This window comes from Brevundimonas lenta, from assembly GCF_014196335.1.
Classification (GTDB): domain Bacteria; phylum Pseudomonadota; class Alphaproteobacteria; order Caulobacterales; family Caulobacteraceae; genus Brevundimonas; species Brevundimonas lenta.
Genome location: NZ_JACIDM010000002.1, coordinates 428,560 through 445,919, shown reverse-complemented (window position 1 = coordinate 445,919; position 17,360 = coordinate 428,560). Strand labels below are relative to the sequence as shown.

Annotated in this window: 16 protein-coding genes; 12 read left to right on the top strand and 4 right to left on the bottom strand. The window is 68.1% G+C overall.

Features of this window, described 5'->3' with window-relative positions; all coding sequences use genetic code 11:
- Positions 1-485 precede the first annotated feature (485 nt).
- The 10 genes from serS to GGR12_RS09665 all read left to right on the top strand — a co-directional run bounded on the left by serS (position 486) and on the right by GGR12_RS09665 (position 9,483).
- On the top strand, positions 486-1,778 hold the full coding sequence (gene serS / locus GGR12_RS09710; protein WP_183204206.1) for a serine--tRNA ligase: 1,293 nt from the start codon (positions 486-488) through the stop codon (positions 1,776-1,778).
- Between the two features lie 149 nt (positions 1,779-1,927).
- The gene (locus tag GGR12_RS09705; RefSeq protein ID WP_183204205.1) at positions 1,928-2,317 is read left to right on the top strand and encodes a hypothetical protein; all 390 of its coding nucleotides are present in this window, start codon (positions 1,928-1,930) and stop codon (positions 2,315-2,317) included.
- A 7-nt stretch (positions 2,318-2,324) separates the two neighbouring features.
- On the top strand, positions 2,325-3,113 hold the full coding sequence (gene surE / locus GGR12_RS09700; protein WP_183204204.1) for a 5'/3'-nucleotidase SurE: 789 nt from the start codon (positions 2,325-2,327) through the stop codon (positions 3,111-3,113).
- Entirely contained in the window at positions 3,110-3,754 is a 645-nt protein-coding gene (locus GGR12_RS09695) for a protein-L-isoaspartate(D-aspartate) O-methyltransferase (RefSeq protein ID WP_183204203.1), read from the top strand. Before surE ends, GGR12_RS09695 begins: the two co-directional genes overlap by 4 nt.
- Before the next feature lie 131 nt (positions 3,755-3,885).
- Entirely contained in the window at positions 3,886-5,001 is a 1,116-nt protein-coding gene (locus GGR12_RS09690; RefSeq protein ID WP_183204202.1) for a M23 family metallopeptidase, read from the top strand.
- A 114-nt stretch (positions 5,002-5,115) separates the two neighbouring features.
- Positions 5,116-5,421, top strand: coding sequence for a preprotein translocase subunit YajC (yajC, locus tag GGR12_RS09685; protein ID WP_343053196.1), 306 nt, complete (start codon positions 5,116-5,118; stop codon positions 5,419-5,421).
- 31 nt (positions 5,422-5,452) lie between these two features.
- A complete protein-coding gene (gene secD, locus GGR12_RS09680; protein ID WP_183204201.1) occupies positions 5,453-7,042 on the top strand; it encodes a protein translocase subunit SecD in 1,590 nt (529 codons plus the stop codon).
- Complete coding sequence (gene secF / locus GGR12_RS09675; RefSeq protein WP_183204200.1) at positions 7,042-8,010, top strand: protein translocase subunit SecF; 969 nt, start codon at positions 7,042-7,044, stop codon at positions 8,008-8,010. The genes secD and secF overlap by 1 nt, the downstream gene beginning before the upstream one ends.
- A 149-nt stretch (positions 8,011-8,159) precedes the next feature.
- Positions 8,160-8,777 (top strand): hypothetical protein, encoded by a 618-nt coding sequence (locus GGR12_RS09670; protein WP_183204199.1) that lies wholly within the window; start codon positions 8,160-8,162, stop codon positions 8,775-8,777.
- A 70-nt stretch (positions 8,778-8,847) separates the two neighbouring features.
- The gene (locus tag GGR12_RS09665; RefSeq protein ID WP_183204198.1) at positions 8,848-9,483 is read left to right on the top strand and encodes a squalene/phytoene synthase family protein; all 636 of its coding nucleotides are present in this window, start codon (positions 8,848-8,850) and stop codon (positions 9,481-9,483) included.
- Between the two features lie 268 nt (positions 9,484-9,751).
- Here the strand turns inward: GGR12_RS09665 and GGR12_RS09660 are convergent, their stop codons facing one another.
- From GGR12_RS09660 to trmFO, 3 genes are read right to left on the bottom strand one after another with little or no spacing between them, the layout of a single operon-like run.
- Positions 9,752-10,621 carry an oxygenase MpaB family protein gene (locus GGR12_RS09660; RefSeq protein WP_246328837.1) on the bottom strand — a complete coding sequence of 290 codons (870 nt, stop codon included), beginning with the start codon at positions 10,619-10,621 and terminating at the stop codon, positions 9,752-9,754.
- A 23-nt stretch (positions 10,622-10,644) separates the two neighbouring features.
- The gene (locus GGR12_RS09655) at positions 10,645-10,845 is read right to left on the bottom strand and encodes a hypothetical protein (protein ID WP_183204196.1); all 201 of its coding nucleotides are present in this window, start codon (positions 10,843-10,845) and stop codon (positions 10,645-10,647) included.
- Positions 10,845-12,233, bottom strand: a complete 1,389-nt coding sequence (gene trmFO / locus GGR12_RS09650) for a methylenetetrahydrofolate--tRNA-(uracil(54)-C(5))-methyltransferase (FADH(2)-oxidizing) TrmFO (protein WP_183204195.1) — start codon at positions 12,231-12,233, stop codon at positions 10,845-10,847. The genes GGR12_RS09655 and trmFO overlap by 1 nt, the downstream gene beginning before the upstream one ends.
- 63 nt (positions 12,234-12,296) lie before the next feature.
- Here trmFO and GGR12_RS09645 point away from each other — a divergent pair, with 63 nt between their 5' ends.
- Complete coding sequence (locus GGR12_RS09645; RefSeq protein ID WP_183204194.1) at positions 12,297-13,265, top strand: hypothetical protein; 969 nt, start codon at positions 12,297-12,299, stop codon at positions 13,263-13,265.
- Between the two features lie 40 nt (positions 13,266-13,305).
- Positions 13,306-14,232, top strand: coding sequence for a hypothetical protein (locus GGR12_RS09640; RefSeq protein WP_183204193.1), 927 nt, complete (start codon positions 13,306-13,308; stop codon positions 14,230-14,232).
- 31 nt (positions 14,233-14,263) lie between these two features.
- Here GGR12_RS09640 and uvrA read toward each other — a convergent pair whose 3' ends face one another.
- Positions 14,264-17,170 (bottom strand): excinuclease ABC subunit UvrA, encoded by a 2,907-nt coding sequence (uvrA, locus tag GGR12_RS09635; RefSeq protein ID WP_183204192.1) that lies wholly within the window; start codon positions 17,168-17,170, stop codon positions 14,264-14,266.
- Positions 17,171-17,360: the final 190 nt, after the last annotated feature.

Below are 17,360 nucleotides of genomic sequence, written 5' to 3'. Positions count from 1 at the left end.
ATCCGACGCCTTCCCCATCGACGGGATGCGGAGATTATGCGGGAGGCGGATACCTCGCTGCGTAGAAGGAATTTTGGTGGGGGAAGTCAGCGGGTTGGCGAAAAGAGTTCGGGAATAGCCGACAGATTCACCTCCCCATCGCCCCCCGAGGCGATGGGGAGGACAGACCGCGTAAGCGGTCAGGTGGGGGCGACGCCGGCCTGGGCCGGTTGAGCTCAAATCGCATCCGCCGGCGACGCCCCCTCCACCATCCTTCGCCCTGCGGGCTTCGGATGGTCCCCCTCCCCATCTGCGATGGGGAGGTGAGTGGCGGCGTTCGATCGCTTCGTTCGCGGGCGCTCAAGCCCTCTCCGATCGGGAGAGGGTAACTGGCGGCGGCGGGTTGGCGGAATCTTCGGCGGGGGCTAGAGCAGCACTTCGCCGGGCCGCGGTCGGAAGGCTCCGCCTTTCCGACCCGACGCGGCCTTCTTCCCTGAGGACCGACCATGCACGACATCCGCGCCATTCGAGACAATCCCGCCGCCTTCGTGGCCGGGTGGTCGTCGCGCGGCGTCGATGACGCCGACGGGCTGGTGGCGGACATCCTGCGCCTGGACAAGGAATTGCGGACCGCCCAGACGACCGGCCAGGACGCGCTGGCGAAGCGCAATGCGGCGTCCAAGCTCATCGGCGCCGCCATGGGCAAAAAGGACATGGTCGAGGCTGACCGGCTGAAGGCCGAGGTCGAGGCGCTGAAGGGCGACATCGCCGCGGCCGAGGCCGTGGAGGCCGACGTCGGCAAGCAGTTGCGCGACCTGCTGGCGGCGCAGAAGAACATCGCCGCAGACGACGTACCCGAAGGTGAGGACGAGAGCGGCAACGTCGAGGTCTCTCGCTGGGGCACGCCCCGCGAAGGCGGCCCGGCCAAGGATCACGCCGATCTGGGCGAAGCGCTGGGCCTGCTGGACTTCGAGGCGGCGGCCCGGATGTCGGGCGCACGCTTCGCTGTGTTGAAGGGCGGACTGGCGCGGCTGGAACGCGCGCTCGGCCAGTTCATGTTGGACGTCCAGACGACCGAACACGGCTATCAGGAGACCAGTCCGCCGCTGCTGGTGAATGACGCCGCGGCCTACGGCACCGACAAGCTGCCCAAATTCGCCGACGACCTGTTCCGGACGACGGACGGTCGCTGGCTGATTCCGACCGCCGAAGTGTCGCTGACGGCGACCGTGATGGGGCAACTGCTGCCCGAGACCGAAGTGAAGACGCCGATTCGCATGACGGCGCTGACCGCCTGCTTCCGGGCCGAAGCGGGGTCCGCCGGTCGGGACACGCGCGGTCTGATCCGGCAGCACCAGTTCTACAAGGTCGAACTGGTCTCGATTACCCGGCCCGAGGACAGTGAAGCCGAACACGAGCGGATGACGGCCTGCGCGGAAGCGATCCTGCAGAAGCTGGAGCTGCCCTATCGACGCCTGCTGCTGTGCAAGGGCGATATGGGCTTCGGCGCCCGCAAGACCTTCGACCTGGAGGTCTGGCTGCCGTCGCAGGGGACCTATCGCGAGATCAGCTCGTGCTCGAATTGCGGGGACTTCCAGGCCCGGCGGATGGACGCGCGGTTCAAGCGGGACGGCGAGAAGAAGACCGAGTTCGTCCATACGCTGAACGGCTCGGGCCTGGCGGTCGGTCGCACGCTGGTCGCGATCATGGAGAACTATCAGCAGGACGACGGCTCGATCCGGGTTCCGGACGCGCTGCGCCCCTATATGGGCGGTGTCGAGTTCGTGTCGGCCCAATAGGTCCGCTCATCCCGGCGAAAGCCGGGACCCAGTGCTTTTACAGAGGCGCTGGAGGGCGGGATCGGGATGGCGGATAACCGGATGATCCTGATCATCCAAAGAACTGGGTCCCGGCTTTCGCCGGGATGAGCGGAAAAAAGGATGGGTCGATGAAAATTGCTACTCTTCTCCCCGCCATCGGGTTTCTCGCCCTCACGGCCTGCGCCACGACGCCGACGCCGCCGGCCTCGTTCGATCCCGCCGCGACCAGCTTCACCGGCTGGGTGCGGTTCACGGACGGCGAGTTCCAGCTGTTCGAGCGCGAGGTCCAGGTGCGCAACGAGTTCTCGCGCCCCTGCGTGTCGGGCGCCCTGCCGCTGGACCTGCAGCGCACGGCGCGCCGCGACCTGTCGGGCCAGATGGTGACCTTCACCGGCCGGGCGGTCAGCTGGGCCGACCGTTCGACGCCGACCGGCCTGACGCATGAGGCGTCGATCATCCGCAACACCTGCGGCGGGGACTATGTGATCCTCGCCGAGAGCGTTTCCGTCATCCGCTAGGAGTTCAATGCGCATCCTTCTGACCAACGACGACGGGATCGAGGCCGAAGGGCTGGAATGCCTGGAGCGGATCGCCCGGACGCTGTCGGACGACGTCTGGGTGTGCGCGCCGGCCGTCGAGCAGTCGGGCAAGGGGCGGGGCATCACCCTGACCGAGCCGCTGCGGGTCAACCGGCTGGGCGAGAAGCGGTTCGCGGTGACGGGGACGCCGACCGACTGCGTGGTGCTGGCGGTCAACGACCTGATGCCGGAGAAGCCGGACCTGGTGCTGTCGGGCGTCAATCGCGGGCACAACGTCGGCGAGGACTGCTCCTATTCCGGCACGGTGGCCGGGGCGCTGCAGGGGATGGCCTTCGGCATCCGCTCGATCGCGTTGAGCCAGTCGCTGGAGCGGTTCCACGACGAGGTGACGGCGCACTGGGAGACGGCGGAGATGTTCGCGCCGGCGATCATCTCGCGGCTGCTGGAGCGGCCGTGGCAGAACGGGGTGGTGATGAACCTGAACTTCCCGGCCCGGCCGCCCGAGCAGGTGACCGAGGTCGAGGTGACGCGCCAGGGCTTCCGCGACATCGGCGAGATGCATGCGGTGCGCCGCACCGACCTGCGCGGCCGCGACTACTACTGGATGAGCTTCCGCGGGGCGCGGCAGGAGCATGCGGCGGGCACGGACCTGCGCGCCGTCGACGAGGGCAAGATCTCGGTCACGCCGCTGCACATCGACCTGACGCACATGCCCAGCGTCAACGACCTGAAGGGCGTCCTGGGCGGGGCTCCGCCGAAGACGGTCGCCGCATGAAGCTGAACGACGACCGGGCGGGCCGGCTGATCCTGGGGCTGCGGCAACAGGGCGTCACGGACCCGAATGTGCTGCAGGCGATGGAGTCGATCGACCGGTCGGTCTTCGTGCACGAGAAATTCCTCGACCAGGCCTGGGACGACAAGCCCCTGCCGATCGACTGCGCCCAGACGATCAGCCAGCCGTACATCGTCGGCCTGATGACCCAGGCGCTGGAGGTGCAGCCGCGCCACCGGGTGCTGGAGATCGGCACCGGCAGCGGATACCAGGCCGCGGTGCTGAGTCGGCTGGCGCGCTATGTCTATTCGGTCGAGCGTTATCGCAGCCTGCTGACCGAGGCCGAGAACCGGCTGAAGACGCTGAAGATCGACAATGTGATCACCCGTCATGGCGACGGCGGCCTGGGGTGGCCCGAACAGGCGCCGTTCGACCGGATCATGGTGACGGCGGCTTCGCCCGGCGAGCCGACGGAACTGCTGCACCAGCTGAAGCCGGGCGGCATCCTGGTGTCGCCGGTGGGGCGCAGCTCGGTGCAGATGCTGCATCGCTATGTCGGCCAGCCGGATGGGTCGTTCCGCCGCGAAAGCCTGGCCGAGGTGCGCTTCGTGCCGCTGGTGGAGGGCACCGCGAAGGAGGGCTAGGCCCTTTTTTGGCGCGCTAACGGCCTTCGGCCTGCCTGGCGCAAGGTGTCATTAACCTTCCCGCCCAACTTTGGTGCGGTTTATTGAGTTGGCTGTCGTAGACGGCGGGCGTGGATTCGGAGCGGGCGAACATGGACTGGAAGAACGCGGGACTGCGCGTGGCGCTGACGGTTGGCGCGACGCTGACGCTGGCCGCCTGCTCGACCTATCCGTCCGAGCCCCGGTATTCGATCTTCGCCGACCAGCCGCCGGCCCCCGTGCGCGCGCCGACCTATCCGGTGGCGGCCCCGGCCGTGCCCGCGCCGTCGGGCGAGGGCGTGCTGGGGGCGACCGATCCGGCCCGCGAGGTTCCGCCGCCGGCCATCGCGCCCGTCGCCTCGATCGAGGGCGGTTCGCTGGATTCGCCGGTCAGCAGCGGCCCGCGTCCCTATTCGAACAGCCCCGCGCCGGCCGCCGGTCCGGCCTCCGAAGGGTTCGCGGCCCCGCCGCCGCCGGCGCGCAACGTCGTCGCCGCCGTGCCGGGCGCGGCCTATGAAATCCAGCCGGGCGACACCCTGTCGGGCGTCGGCCGCCGCTTCCAGACGCCGGTGCAGGTGCTGATCGACCTGAACGCCCTCGGTCCGCGTGCGCCGATCGCGCCGGGCCAACGGCTGATTCTGCCGGCCGACGCCATCGACATCGGCGGCGATCCCTATGCGACCGGTCCGTCGCCGATGGGCATGGATACGCCGGAGATCGGCGCCCCGCCGCCGCCGCCTCCGCCGCCGCCGCCGGCTCCGGTCTATGCCGCGGCCCCGCCGCCGGCCCGCCAGCCCGCCGCGACCGCCGCTCCGGCCGCCGCCGCGCCTGCAGCGACGACCGTGGCGCTGGACTGGCCGGTGCGCGGCGATCTGGTGCGGCGCTTCGGCCCGGTGGGCATGGGCGAGCGCAACAACGGCGTGAACATCGGCGCCGCCGCCGGCGCCGAAGTGCGCGCCTCGGCCTCGGGCCGCGTCGGCTATGTCGGCGACGACCTGGCGGGGCAGGGGCTGACCATCCTGATCGTGCACCGCGACGGCTGGCGCACGGTCTATGGCCACCTCGGCACGGCGCTGGTGCGCGACGGCGACGACGTGGCCGCCGGACAGCAGATCGGCACGGTCGGAACGACCGCCGGCGACGGCCGTCCCTCGATCCATTTCGAGACCTGGCGCATGCGCGGCGACGAGCCGACGGCGATCGATCCCGAGACCGTGTTGCCGCGATAACGCAGCGGTCGGGGCGCGACCGCACATCGCGTTGCAATGTGTGACGGCGCACCCTAGGTTCCGCGCCTCATTTTCAGGGGGCGCGCAGACGCCCCATACCTAGCGGAGAACGACGTGCAGGAACTTCTGGCCGGGCCTTTCGGCACCCTGATCTTCTTCGTCCCTGTCATCATCCTGTTCTACTTCATGCTGATCCGCCCGCAGCAGCAGCGGATGAAGGCCCACACGGCCATGGTCACCGGCCTGAAGCGCGGCGACACGGTCGTCCTGTCGAACGGCATGATCGGCAAGATCACCCGCGTCGAGAACGACGAAGTCATGGTCGAGATCGCCACGAGCGTGAACGTGCGCGTCATCAAGGGCATGATCTCGGAAGTGCGCAACCGCACCGCCATCGCCGCCAACGACGCCAAGGCCTGACCGGCGTTCTGAAAGGTTCGGGGCAGCCCGCATGATCCATCTGTCGCGCTGGAAGGTCATTCTTCTCGCCGTTTCGCTTGTTTTCGGTCTGCTGTTCGCGATGCCGAACGTGCTGACGCCCGCCCAGAGGGCGGCGCTGCCGGGCTGGCTGCCGAGCAACACCCTGAACCTCGGTCTGGACCTTCAGGGCGGGTCGTACCTGCTGCTGGAAGTCGACGTGCCGGCCATGCGCGAGAAGCGCTTGACCAACCTGGCCGAAGACGCCCGCACCGTGCTGGGCGAGGCCCAGGTCGGCGTGGCGAGCATCGCCCGCGACGGCAACGGCGTGAACGTCACCCTGGCCGACCCGGCGCAGATGGAGCCGGCGCTGCAGGCCATGCGCAGCCTGGTCGCCGGCGGCGCCTCGGGCGTGGCCGACCGGACCGTGCAGCGTCAGGGCGCGGACCGCATCCGCTACGCCTTCACCGAAGCGGCCGTGAACTCGATGGGTTCGGACGCCGTGACCCAGTCGATCGAGGTCGTGCGCCGCCGTCTGGACAAGGACGGCAACAAGGAAATCTCGATCACCCGTCAGGGCGCCGACCGCATCGTGGTCCAGGCCCCGGGCCAGAGCGATCCGGCCGAGCTGGAACGCCTGATCGGCCAGACCGCGCAGCTGACCTTCCAGATGGTCGATGTGCAGAATTCGGTGCAGGACGCCGTGAACGGCGCCGTGCCGCCGGACGCCGAACTGCTCTTCGACGAGACGGGCAACCCCTATCTGGTCAAGCGCCGCATCCTGGTGTCGGGCGAGAACCTGACCAAGGCCGAGGTCGGCTCCGACCAGAACCGCCAGGTGGCCATCGACTTCCGCTTCGACGGCGCCGGCTCGCGCCGCTTCGCCGAAGCCACCGCCGCCAACATCGGCCGCCCGTTCGCGATCATCCTGGACGGCAAGGTCATCTCGGCCCCGACGATCAACAGCGCCATCACCGGCGGCTCGGGCCAGATCACCGGCAGCTACACCATCGAAACGGCCAGCGAGTTCGTGAACCTGCTGAACGGCGGCGCCCTGCCGGCCCCGCTGAAGGTCGAGGAGCGCCGCACCGTCGGCGCCGAGCTGGGCAAGGACGCAGTCGCCAAGGGCGGCCTTTCGACCGCCATCGGCTTCGTCATCATCGTGGTCTTCATGCTGCTGGCCTACGGCCTGCTGTTCGGCGGCATCTCGGTCTTCGGCCTGCTGTTGAACGGCTTGCTGATCATCGCCTGTATGTCGCTGACCCAGGCGACGCTGACGCTTCCCGGCATCGCCGGCCTGATCCTGACCTTCGCGGTCGCGGTCGACGCCAACGTGCTGATCTATGAGCGGATGCGTGACGAGGCGCGGGCGGGACGAAGCGTCATCGCTTCGATGGACGCCGGCTTCAACAAGGCCATCGGCACCATCGTCGACGCCAACCTGACGACCCTGGTGGCCGCGGCGATCATGTTCATCTTCGGCGCCGGCCCCGTGAAGGGCTTCGCCTGGACGCTGTCGATCGGCGTGTTCACCTCGGTGCTGTCTTCGGTGCTGGTCGCCCAGGTCTGCCTCGCCTTCTGGCTGAAGACGGCCAAACCCAAGAAACTGCCGATCGCGGAGTGATGGCGATGCGTGGATGGCCTCTCATCAAACTGCTGCCGCAGACGACGAACTTCCACTTCGTGAAGTACGCGCGGATCTTCGGCGTGATCTCGCTGATCCTGTGCGCGGCGGCGATCTTCTCGACGTTCAAGCCGGGCCTGACGATGGGCATCGACTTCCGCGGCGGCGCGACCATGGAAGTGATCGATCCGTCCGGGAAGGCGCTGGATCTCGAGTCGATCCGCGCCGGCATGGAAGGTCTGCACATCGGCGAAGTCGGGGTGCAGGAAGCCGGCCGGCCGTCTCTGGCCATGGTTCGCTTCCAGATTCCGCAGGGCCAGGAGCAGGCCGCGGTCGTGAACCGCGTCAAGCAGACGGTCACTGAAGCCGCCGGCGAGGTGACCTTCTCGTCGCCCAGCATCGTCGGGTCCAAGGTCTCGGGCGAGCTGTTCCAGAAGGGCCTGTTCGCCCTGGCGGCGGCGATCGGCCTGATGTTCCTCTACATCTGGTTCCGCTTCGAACCGCAGTTCGGCTTCGGCGCCGTGGCCGGCCTGCTGCACGACGTGATCCTGTGCTTCGGCCTGATCGTGATCATGAAGCTGGAGTTCAACCTGAACATGGTCGCGGCCGTGCTGACCGTCATCGGCTATTCGATGAACGACACCGTCGTCGTGTTCGACCGCCTTCGCGAGAACCTGCGCAAGTACAAGACGATGCCGCTGCGTGAGGTGATCGACCTGTCGATCAACGAAACGCTGAGCCGCACCATCATCACCGGCCTGACCGCGGTCATGGTGCTGGCGGCGCTGGCCGTCTACGGCGGCCCGGCCCTGTTCGGCTTCTCGATCGTCCTGATGTTCGGGATCATCGTCGGCACCTATTCGTCGATCTACGTCGGCGCGCCGATCATCCTGCTGTGGGGCGTGAAGCGCGGCGGCGCGGCCGACGACGCCAAGCCCATCAAGTTCGGCATGGCGAGCCGGCCCTGAGTCCAGGGCCGCGAAGGACGAAGTCTGAAGGAAGGGGCGTCGGTTCGGCGCCCCTTTCGCAATTCGGCGGCGACGGGGCGCGTTTGCGCTGGCGGCGGTGGGGGCTACAGTCCCGCTTCAACGATTCTCGCTCTGGGAGGGGCGGCTACATGGGCAAACTGCTCTCGAACTTCCGTACGACCATCCTGCTGAGCCTCGTGCTCGCGGGCGTCATGATCTTCTCGTTCGGCCAGATCTCCGGCGGTTTCGGCGAGGCCTTCTGGCAGGCCGTGCTGCGCTGGGCGCACGTGGCGTCGGGCATCCTGTGGATCGGCCTGCTGTACTATTTCAACTTCGTCCAGATCCGCGTCATGCCGTCGATCCCGGCCGAGCTGAAGCCGGCGGTCGGCAAGCACATCGCCCCCGAGGCGCTGTTCTGGTTCCGCTGGTCGGCGCTGGCGACCGTGGTGTTCGGCCTGGGCGTCATGTTCCTGCGCGGCCACGCCTACGCCATGGAAGTGCTGAGCTTCGGCCTGGCCGGCGGCCTGACCGAAGACCAGAAGGGCTTCACCCTGATGGGCGTCGGCGTCTGGCTGGCGATCGTCATGTTCCTCAACGTCTGGGGCATCATCTGGCCGAACCAGAAGCGCGCCCTGGGCATCGTCCCGGCCGAGGATGACGTGAAGGCGAAGGCCGCCCGCGTCGCCATGCTGGCCAGCCGCACCAACCTGCTGCTGTCGCTGCCGATGCTGACCTCGATGGCGATGTACCAGACCCTGTTCGGCTGATTTCACCGACAGACACGATCGCGGGGCCGGGGAGGGCGACCTTCCCGGCCTTGTGCGTTACGGAACCCCGATGACCGACCTCGGCAAGACATTGGATGGACAGGTTCGCGCCGCCGACATCGACCGCTGGATGTCCAGCCGGTTCGTGTCCGACGAAGCGCTGCGCGCGGACCTGATCGCCCTGTACGCCTTCGAGGCGGAACTGGCCGCCATACCGTCGCGGGTCAGCCAGCCGCTGCTGGCCGAGATGCGCTTCACCTGGTGGAGCGAGCAGATGGACGGGGTGTTCGCCGGAGAGCCGCGCAAGGGTCATCCAGTGCTGGAGGCCCTGACCGCGGCGGTGACGCGTCACGGGCTGGAGCGCGAGCCGCTGGATGCGCTGATCGAGGCGCATATCGACCGGGTGCACCGGCGGCCGCACGATCTGGAGGCCCTGTTCGTCGGGCCGATGCAGGCGGCGGTTCGGGTGCTGGCGGGACCGGGGCATGAGGCGGCGGTTGCGGATGCGGCGCGGGTCTGGGGAATGACGCAGACGGGTCGCGGGGATGAGGCCGATGCGCTGCGTCGTACGGCCAACGCGGCGCTGAAGGCGCTGCCGGTGGCGGGGTTTCCTGCGGTGGCTCACGCCGCGATCCGCGATCATGCGGCCCCGGAGCCGTTGAAACGGCTGAAGCTGGTCTGGGCCAGCGCGCGCGGACGGATCTGAGGTGGCGCCTTGTCATCCCGGACGTCGCGTAGCGGCGATCCGGGACGAGGCGTAATCACTGCCCGGATCTCCCGGAAATCGCCGCGCGATTGTCCGGGAGAAGGGTGCAGCAGGCTGGCTCCCGGACAGCTGCTGACGCAGCTTCCGGGAGGGTGAAAGTTTCGGTCCCGGGCGTCCCGGATCGCCGCAAGCGGCGTCCGGGATGACAAGGGTCCCGCTTCCGTCCACTGCGGTCTGGAACGTGATCAATCCGACAATGGCGGGTCCCTCAGTAGCTCGTCACTTCCCGCGCGTGCACCCGCGTATTCGGAGACCCGCGGAAGGCCCAGCGGAGGAAGCGGGCGGTGGAGAGGGCGCCGCCGCGGACCAGCACCGTGGGCAGGGACGGCGGGATGCCGTGCATGCGGCGGGCCCATTCCGGCAGCATGTCGAGGCCGGCCTGCATGATGACCCCCGCCGCCATGTCGACCGAGGCCTGACCGACCGTCTGGCGCAGGACCATGCGGGCGACCTCGCGCGTGCGGTCGTCGGCGCGGAGCTCGGGGCGGTACGAGCGGATCAGGCTTTCGGCCCCGGCGCGCGTGCGGGGCAGGGGATCGGCGCCGAGGGCCGCGCCGATGCGGGCCATCTCGTCGAGATAGGCGTCCTGGTCGGCCATCGACATGTCCGGCTCGGAATAGCGGATCCAGGAGTCGAGGAAGCTGAGGGTCTCGGTGACGTGGACCCAGGCCAGCAGGTGGGGATCGGAGACGCGATAGGGCGTGCCGTCGGGCAGGACGCCGCCCAGTTTGGCGTGGATGCGGATGACCTTGTCGATGGCGGCCTGGCCCCGCTCGGCATGGTCATAGGTGGTGGTGGCGATGAATTTGGCCGTCCGGCGCAGGCGGCCGTGCATGTCGGCGCGGAAGTCCGAATGGTCCCAGACGCCGGCCAGAACCGCCGGATGCAGCATCTGCAGCAGCAGACCCGAGACGCCGCCGATCATCATGGTGACGACGTCGCCGTTGACCCGGGCCGCGACCGAGTCCGGCGGGAACAGGGCGTCGGTCCGGCGCAGTACGGGACGCTCGCCCTTCTCCGCGTCGTTGAAGACGTCGGTGATCTTCTGGCGGATGCCGGCCTTCACGGGCTCGAACAAGGATCGCCTGCCGGTCGGCCGCATCAGTGGACGGTGCGCTCCAGCGCCTCGATGCGGCGGTCGAGGCGGCCGACCTCGTCCTCGAGCCGGGCCTTCTCGGACGCCATGTCGACGGGCGTGCCGTCCTCGTAGGACAGCTGGGCGCCCTTCGCGATCAGGTCGAGACGGTAGAGCATGGTCACGCGCCGGGCCTTGAGGCGGTCGAGTTCGGTCTCTTCAGCCATTACGCCGCGTCCCGCCAGGCCTTGAGCGCGGCGAGGCCGCGGATGCTCATGAGCCGCTTCCTGGCGCGGCCGCGGTCCTTCGGATTGATGCGCTTGCCGTCCTCGTCGACCTTCGGCGCCTCGAGCGGCGGCAGCAGGCCGTAGTTGATGTTCATCGGCTGGAATTTCGAGCCTTCCAGGTGGCCGCCGGTGATGTGCTCGACCAGGGCGCCCATGGCCGTTTCGGGCGGCGGCGGGGCGAGGTCGCGGCCCAGCGCCTGGGCGGCGGCGAGGCGGCCGGTCAGCAGGCCCATGGCGGCGGACTCGACATAGCCCTCGACGCCCGTGACCTGGCCGGCGAAGCGCAGGCGTGGCATGGCCTTGAGGCGCAGCTGGCGGTCCAGCAGCTTCGGGCTGTTCAGGAAGGTGTTGCGGTGCAGGCCGCCGAGGCGGGCGAACTGGGCGTCCTGCAAGCCCGGGATCATGCGGAAGGTTTCGGCCTGGGCCCCGTGCTTCAGCTTGGTCTGGAAGCCGACGAGGTTGAACAGGGTGCCCAGGGCGTTGTCCTGGCGCAGCTGTACGATGGCGTGCGCCTTGACCGTCGGGTTGCGCGGATTGGTCAGGCCGACGGGCTTCATCGGGCCGTGGCGCAGGGTCTCGCGACCGCGTTCGGCCATGACCTCGATGGGCAGGCAGCCGTCGAAATAGGGGACGTTCTCCCAGTCCTTGAACTCGGCCTTGGGGCCTTCGAGCAGGGCGTCGATGAAGGCGTCGTACTGGGCCTTGTCCATCGGGCAGTTGACGTAGGCGGCGGCGTCGCCGCCCGGGCCTTCCTTGTCGTAGCGCGACTGGCGCCAGGCGATGTCGAAGTCGATGGAGTCGGCGTGGACGATGGGGGCGATGGCGTCGAAGAAGCTGAGGCTCTCCTCGCCGGTCGTCTTCAGGATGGCGTCGGCCAGGGCGGGCGAGGTCAGCGGGCCGGTGGCGACGATGACGTTGTCCCACTCCTCGGGCGGCAGACCGGCGATCTCCTCGCGCACGATGGTGACCAGCGGATGGGCTTCCAGCTTCGCGGTCACGGCCTGGGAGAAGCCGTCACGGTCGACGGCCAGGGCGCCGCCGGCGGGCACCTGATTGGCGTCGCCGCAGCTCATGATGATGGAGTCGAGGGCGCGCATCTCGGCGTGCAGCAGGCCGACGGCGTTGTACTCCCAGTCGTCCGAGCGGAACGAGTTGGAGCAGACCAGCTCGGCCAGGCCGTCGGTGTGGTGGGCGTCGGTCTTGATCCCGGGCACGCCGCGCATCTCGTGCAGGATGACGGGCACGCCGGCGTTGGCGATCTGCCAGGCGGCTTCGGAGCCGGCGAGGCCGCCGCCGATGACATGAATGGGGGAGGGGGAGGTCGTCATGCGCGGCTTCTAGCGGGGCGCGATGATCCGGGCTAGCTTCGCGGTGGGGATGAGGAGGGGCTTATGAAACGATTTTCCATCGGCGCGTCGATCGGCGACGCATTCGCACTGGTCCGCGAGCGGCCGTTGTCGGTGTTCGTGTGGGGTCTGCTGATCCTCGCGCCGACCTACGCCAGCATGGCGCTGATGTTCCCGGCGATGGCGGCGATGATGGCCGCGATGCCCGAAGGCGCGACCGGCGCCGAGGCCGAGGCCGCGGCGTCCCAGGCCATGATGGCCCAGATGATGCAGGTGCAGCTGGCGTCGATGCTGCTCAACATCGGGCAGCTGCTGGCCATGGCCGTCGTCTACACCGCGATCATGCGCGCCGTGCTGCGTCCGAAGGAGAAGAGCTTCTTCGCGCTGCGGATCGGCATGGACGAGTTGCGGGTCGCCGTCGTGGGCCTGGCCATCATGGTCGGTCTGTACGCCGTGATGATCGTGGCCGTGCTTCTCGGTATGGCCGTCGGCTTCGCGCTGTGGTCGGTCGACCAGGGTCTGATGGTCCTGGGCGCAGTGATCATGATCCTGGCCTTCATGGTCGCCCTCTTCTGGGGCATGGCGCGGGTCAGCATGATCGCGCCCGCCAGCGTGCTGCGTCGCGACTTCGCCTTCGCCGAGGGCTGGAAACTGGCCGCCGGCAAGTCCTGGCCGCTGTTCGGGATGATGATCCTGATTGGCCTGATCATCCTCGCCATCGAGCTGGTCGTGGTGCTGATCGGTGTGGGCGTGTTCACCGGTGTTGCGGCGAGCGCCGACTGGTCGTGGATCCATAGCGGCGACGACGCTCTGCCGGAGGTCGCGAGCTGGATGGCGGCGAACTGGTACTGGTTCGCCATCGCGGGCGTGGTCGTGTCGCTGTTCTACGGGATCGTGCTGACGCTCAGCATCGCGCCCTTCGCATCGGCCTGCCGCCAGCTCGCCGACAGCAGCGCGCCGAAGCCGGATCCGGAGCCGGTTCCCGTCCACGACGAGGTGGGTTCACCTGCCTGAGCCGACTGTTTAGGCTCACGACCGGTTTCAGGAGGAATAGATGGCGTTTTCGGCAACTGACGCGGCGTTCGAAGGCTTTCGCCTCGTCCGGCGCAACCCGATGGCGCTGGTCGCCTGGACGCTGCTCTATACCGTCCTGAGCCTGGCCAGCGTCTACATCATGTCGCGCAGCGCGGGGCCGCTTATGGCCCTGACCGAGTCCATGAAGGCGTTCGAATCATCGCCGCCGACCACCTCCGCGGACTTCGCCCCGTTCTTCCAGGGCTATGCCGAGGTGATGAACCGGATGCTCTGGCTGATTCCCGTGTCCCTGGTGGTGTCGGCGATGCTGACCGCTGCCATCGCGCGGGGCGTGCTCAATCCGCGCGCGAAGGGCTTCGGCTATCTTCGCTTCGGCATGGATGAGGTCCGCGTGTTCGTCGTGACCCTGGTGCTGGCGCTGTTCATGGGTCTGGTCTCCATGTGCGCCTTCGCCGCCGTCGGCGTGTTCGCCGGCCTGGCCGCCGGCCTCGGCGCGGGCTGGATGTGGCTGCTGGTGCTCGCGGCCGGCCTGGGCGCGGTGGCCCTGCTGATCTGGCTGTCGGTGCGCCTGAGCCTGGCGGTGCCGATCACGGTGGCCGAGAACCGGTTCGCCTTCTTCGACTCCTTCGCCGTGACCAGGGGCAGGTTCTGGCCGCTGTTCGGCATGGCCTTAATCGCCGGCATCATGGTGCTGGTGATCGGCTTCCTGTCGATGATCATCAGGATGCCCCTGAGCATGGCGTCGGGGCTGGGCAGCTGGTCGGGCACGACCGGAACGGACGCCGAGATGATGATGCGCGCCTTCGACCTGACCAATCCGTGGGTCGTGGTCGGCGCCATCGCGGACGCCGTGGTCTCGGCCCTGACGGTCGGCGTGTTGTATGCGCCGTTCGCCGCGGCCTATCGCGACATCAAGGGCCTCGGCCCGGAAACGCCGACGGCCTGACGGGAGGCGGGTCCGCGAGGGCCCGCGCTCCTCAGGCGCGCTTCTTGAGGTCCGCTATCCGTGCCTTGCGGCGGGACTCGTGCCGGTCGAGCACCTCCTTGAGGTATTTTCCGGTCCAGCTGTTCGGGTTCTTCGCCACCTCTTCCGGCGTGCCGACCGCGACGATTTCGCCGCCGCCGTCACCGCCCTCGGGGCCGAAGTCGAGCAGGTAGTCGGCGACTTTGATGACGTCGAGATTGTGCTCGATGACCACGATGGTGTTGCCGCTCTCGACCAGCTCCTGGAGCACCTCCAGCAGCTTGCGCGTGTCCTCGAAATGCAGGCCGGTCGTCGGCTCGTCGAGGATGTAGAGCGTCTTGCCGGTGGCGCGCTTGGACAGCTCCTTGGACAGCTTGACCCGCTGGGCCTCGCCGCCCGAGAGCGTCGTCGCGGACTGGCCGACCTTGACGTAGCCGAGGCCGACGCGGTTCAGGGTCAGCATCTTGTCCCGGATCGAGGGCACGGCCTTGAAGAAGGTGCCGGCCTCCTCGACGGTCATGTCCAGCACGTCGGAGATCGACTTGCCCTTGAACACGATCTCCAGCGTCTCGCGGTTGTAGCGTTTGCCCTTGCAGACGTCGCAGGTGACGTAGACGTCCGGCAGGAAGTGCATCTCGATCTTGATCAGGCCGTCGCCCTGGCAGGCCTCGCAGCGGCCGCCCTTCACATTGAACGAGAAGCGGCCGGGGCCGTAGCCACGGGCCTTGGACTCCGGCAGGCCGGCGTACCAGTCGCGGATCGGGCCGAAGGCGCCGGTGTAGGTGGCCGGGTTCGATCGCGGGGTGCGGCCGATGGGCGACTGGTCGATGTCGATGACCTTGTCGAACATCTCCAGCCCCTCGATGCGGTCGAAGGAAGCGGGGGCGTCGGACGCGTTGTGCAGACGGCGCGCGGCGGCCTTGTAGAGGGTCTCGATGGTGAAGGTCGATTTGCCGCCGCCGGACACGCCGGTGATGCAGGTGAACAGGCCGGCCGGAATCTCGCCGGTAACGTTCTTCAGATTGTTGCCGGTCGCGCCGCTGATCTTCAGCATGCGCTTGCGGTCGACCGGACGGCGGCCGTCGGTCGGCAGTTCGATCTCGCGCTCGCCGGTCAGGTATTTGCCGGTCAGCGAGTTGGGATTGGCCATGACGTCGGCGGGCGTGCCCTGGGCGCAGACCTCGCCGCCATGGATGCCGGCGGCCGGGCCCATGTCGATGACGTAGTCGGCGGTCATGATCGCCTCCTCGTCATGCTCGACCACGAGGACCGAGTTGCCGAGGTCGCGCAGGCCGCGCAGGCTTTCCAGCAGGCGGGAGTTGTCGCGCTGGTGCAGGCCGATCGACGGCTCGTCCAGAACGTACAGAACGCCGGTCAGGCCCGAGCCGATCTGCGACGCCAGGCGGATGCGCTGGCTCTCGCCGCCGGACAGGGTGCCGGAGGAGCGCGACAGGCTGAGATAGTCGAGGCCGACGTTGTTGAGGAAGCGCAGGCGGTCGGTGATCTCCTTCAGGATCCGCCGGCCGATCTCCAGCTGCTTGTCGGTCAGCTTGTCGCCGAGAGCGGTGAACCACTCGTGGGCGTGTTTGATCGACAGCCACGACACTTCGGCGATGTCCGTGGCGGCGATCTTGACCGCCAGGGCCTCGGGCTTCAGGCGCTTGCCGCCGCAGGCCTCGCACGGAGTCTCGGACTGGAAGCGGCCCAGCTCCTCGCGGACCCAGGCGCTGTCGGTCTCGCGCCAGCGGCGCTCGAGGTTCGGCAGCACGCCCTCGAAGGCCTTGGAGGTCTCATAGGTGCGGGCGTTGTCGTCGTAGGTGAACTTGACCTTCTCGCCGCCGGAGCCGTGCAGGATGACGGTCTGCGCCTTCTCGGGCAGGTCGCGCCAGGCCACGTCCATCGAGAAGCCGAAATGGCGGCTGAGCGACTGCAGGGTCTGGGTGTAGAGCGGCGAGGGACCGCGCGACCACGGCGCGACCGCGCCCTTGTGCAGGGTCTTGTCGCGATCAGGGATGACCAGGTCGGCGTCGAATGCCAGCTTGACGCCCAGGCCGTCGCACACCGGACAGGCGCCGAACGGGTTGTTGAACGAGAACAGCCGCGGCTCGATCTCGCTGATGGTGAAGCCGGAGACCGGGCAGGCGAACTTTTCGGAGAAGGTGATCCGGCGCGGCTCCTTCTCGCCCTCGGCGACATTGGCCCATTCGGCCACGGCGATGCCGTCGGCCAGGCCGAGCGCGGTCTGCAGGCTGTCGGCGTAGCGGCCCTCAAGCCCTTCCTTGGTGACGATGCGGTCCACGACGATGTCGATGTCGTGCTTGAACTTCTTGTCGAGCGTCGGCGCGTCCTCGATGGCGTAGAACTCGCCGTCGATCTTCAGGCGCTGGAAGCCCGAGCGCTGCCACTCGGCGATCTCCTTCTTGTACTCGCCCTTGCGGCCGCGAACGACGGGGGCCAGCAGCAGCAGGCGTTCGCCGTCGGGCAGGGCGATCAGTTTGTCGACCATCATGGAGATGGTCTGGCTCTCGATCGGCAGGCCGGTGGCCGGCGAATAGGGCACGCCGACGCGGGCCCACAGCAGGCGCATGTAGTCGTGGATCTCGGTCACCGTGCCGACGGTCGAGCGCGGGTTCTTCGAGGTGGTCTTCTGTTCGATCGAGATGGCCGGCGAGAGGCCCTCGATCAGGTCCACGTCCGGCTTGCCCATCAGCTCCAGGAACTGGCGGGCGTAGGCGCTCAGGCTCTCGACATAGCGACGCTGGCCCTCGGCGTAGATGGTGTCGAAGGCGAGCGAGCTTTTGCCCGAGCCCGACAGACCGGTCATGACCACAAGCTGCTCACGCGGGATGTCGAGATCGACGCCCTTGAGATTGTGCTCGCGCGCGCCGCGCACGCGGATGAAGTTATGCTTTTCGGTCATGGAGTCCGGGAACGCGGTGGGGCCGGGGAGGGGTCCGGCGCGACAGCGCTATATGGGGAGTGGTTCGGGAAGTTCAGCAAGAACATTATAGGAACTGGAGGCCGGGACCGCCAGTCTGCTGCCACAGGGTGGCAGCAGCCCGTCAGTTGCCGATCAACAGCCTCCTGACGGATTTGTCACCGACACGTTG

Excerpts from the sequence above, each read along its gene's own strand:
- GGR12_RS09655 (WP_183204196.1), bottom strand. The coding sequence starts at position 10,845 with ATGGCTGAAGAGACCGAACTCGACCGCCTCAAGGCCCGGCGCGTGACC.
- GGR12_RS09645 (WP_183204194.1), top strand. The coding sequence starts at position 12,297 with ATGAAACGATTTTCCATCGGCGCGTCGATCGGCGACGCATTCGCACTG.
- GGR12_RS09705 (WP_183204205.1), top strand. The coding sequence starts at position 1,928 with ATGAAAATTGCTACTCTTCTCCCCGCCATCGGGTTTCTCGCCCTCACG.
- trmFO (WP_183204195.1), bottom strand. The coding sequence starts at position 12,233 with ATGACGACCTCCCCCTCCCCCATTCATGTCATCGGCGGCGGCCTCGCC.
- uvrA (WP_183204192.1), bottom strand. The coding sequence starts at position 17,170 with ATGACCGAAAAGCATAACTTCATCCGCGTGCGCGGCGCGCGCGAGCAC.
- secD (WP_183204201.1), top strand. The coding sequence starts at position 5,453 with ATGATCCATCTGTCGCGCTGGAAGGTCATTCTTCTCGCCGTTTCGCTT.
- GGR12_RS09665 (WP_183204198.1), top strand. The coding sequence starts at position 8,848 with ATGACCGACCTCGGCAAGACATTGGATGGACAGGTTCGCGCCGCCGAC.
- GGR12_RS09670 (WP_183204199.1), top strand. The coding sequence starts at position 8,160 with ATGGGCAAACTGCTCTCGAACTTCCGTACGACCATCCTGCTGAGCCTC.
- GGR12_RS09695 (WP_183204203.1), top strand. The coding sequence starts at position 3,110 with ATGAAGCTGAACGACGACCGGGCGGGCCGGCTGATCCTGGGGCTGCGG.
- GGR12_RS09690 (WP_183204202.1), top strand. The coding sequence starts at position 3,886 with ATGGACTGGAAGAACGCGGGACTGCGCGTGGCGCTGACGGTTGGCGCG.
- serS (WP_183204206.1), top strand. The coding sequence starts at position 486 with ATGCACGACATCCGCGCCATTCGAGACAATCCCGCCGCCTTCGTGGCC.
- GGR12_RS09640 (WP_183204193.1), top strand. The coding sequence starts at position 13,306 with ATGGCGTTTTCGGCAACTGACGCGGCGTTCGAAGGCTTTCGCCTCGTC.
- secF (WP_183204200.1), top strand. The coding sequence starts at position 7,042 with ATGGCGATGCGTGGATGGCCTCTCATCAAACTGCTGCCGCAGACGACG.
- surE (WP_183204204.1), top strand. The coding sequence starts at position 2,325 with ATGCGCATCCTTCTGACCAACGACGACGGGATCGAGGCCGAAGGGCTG.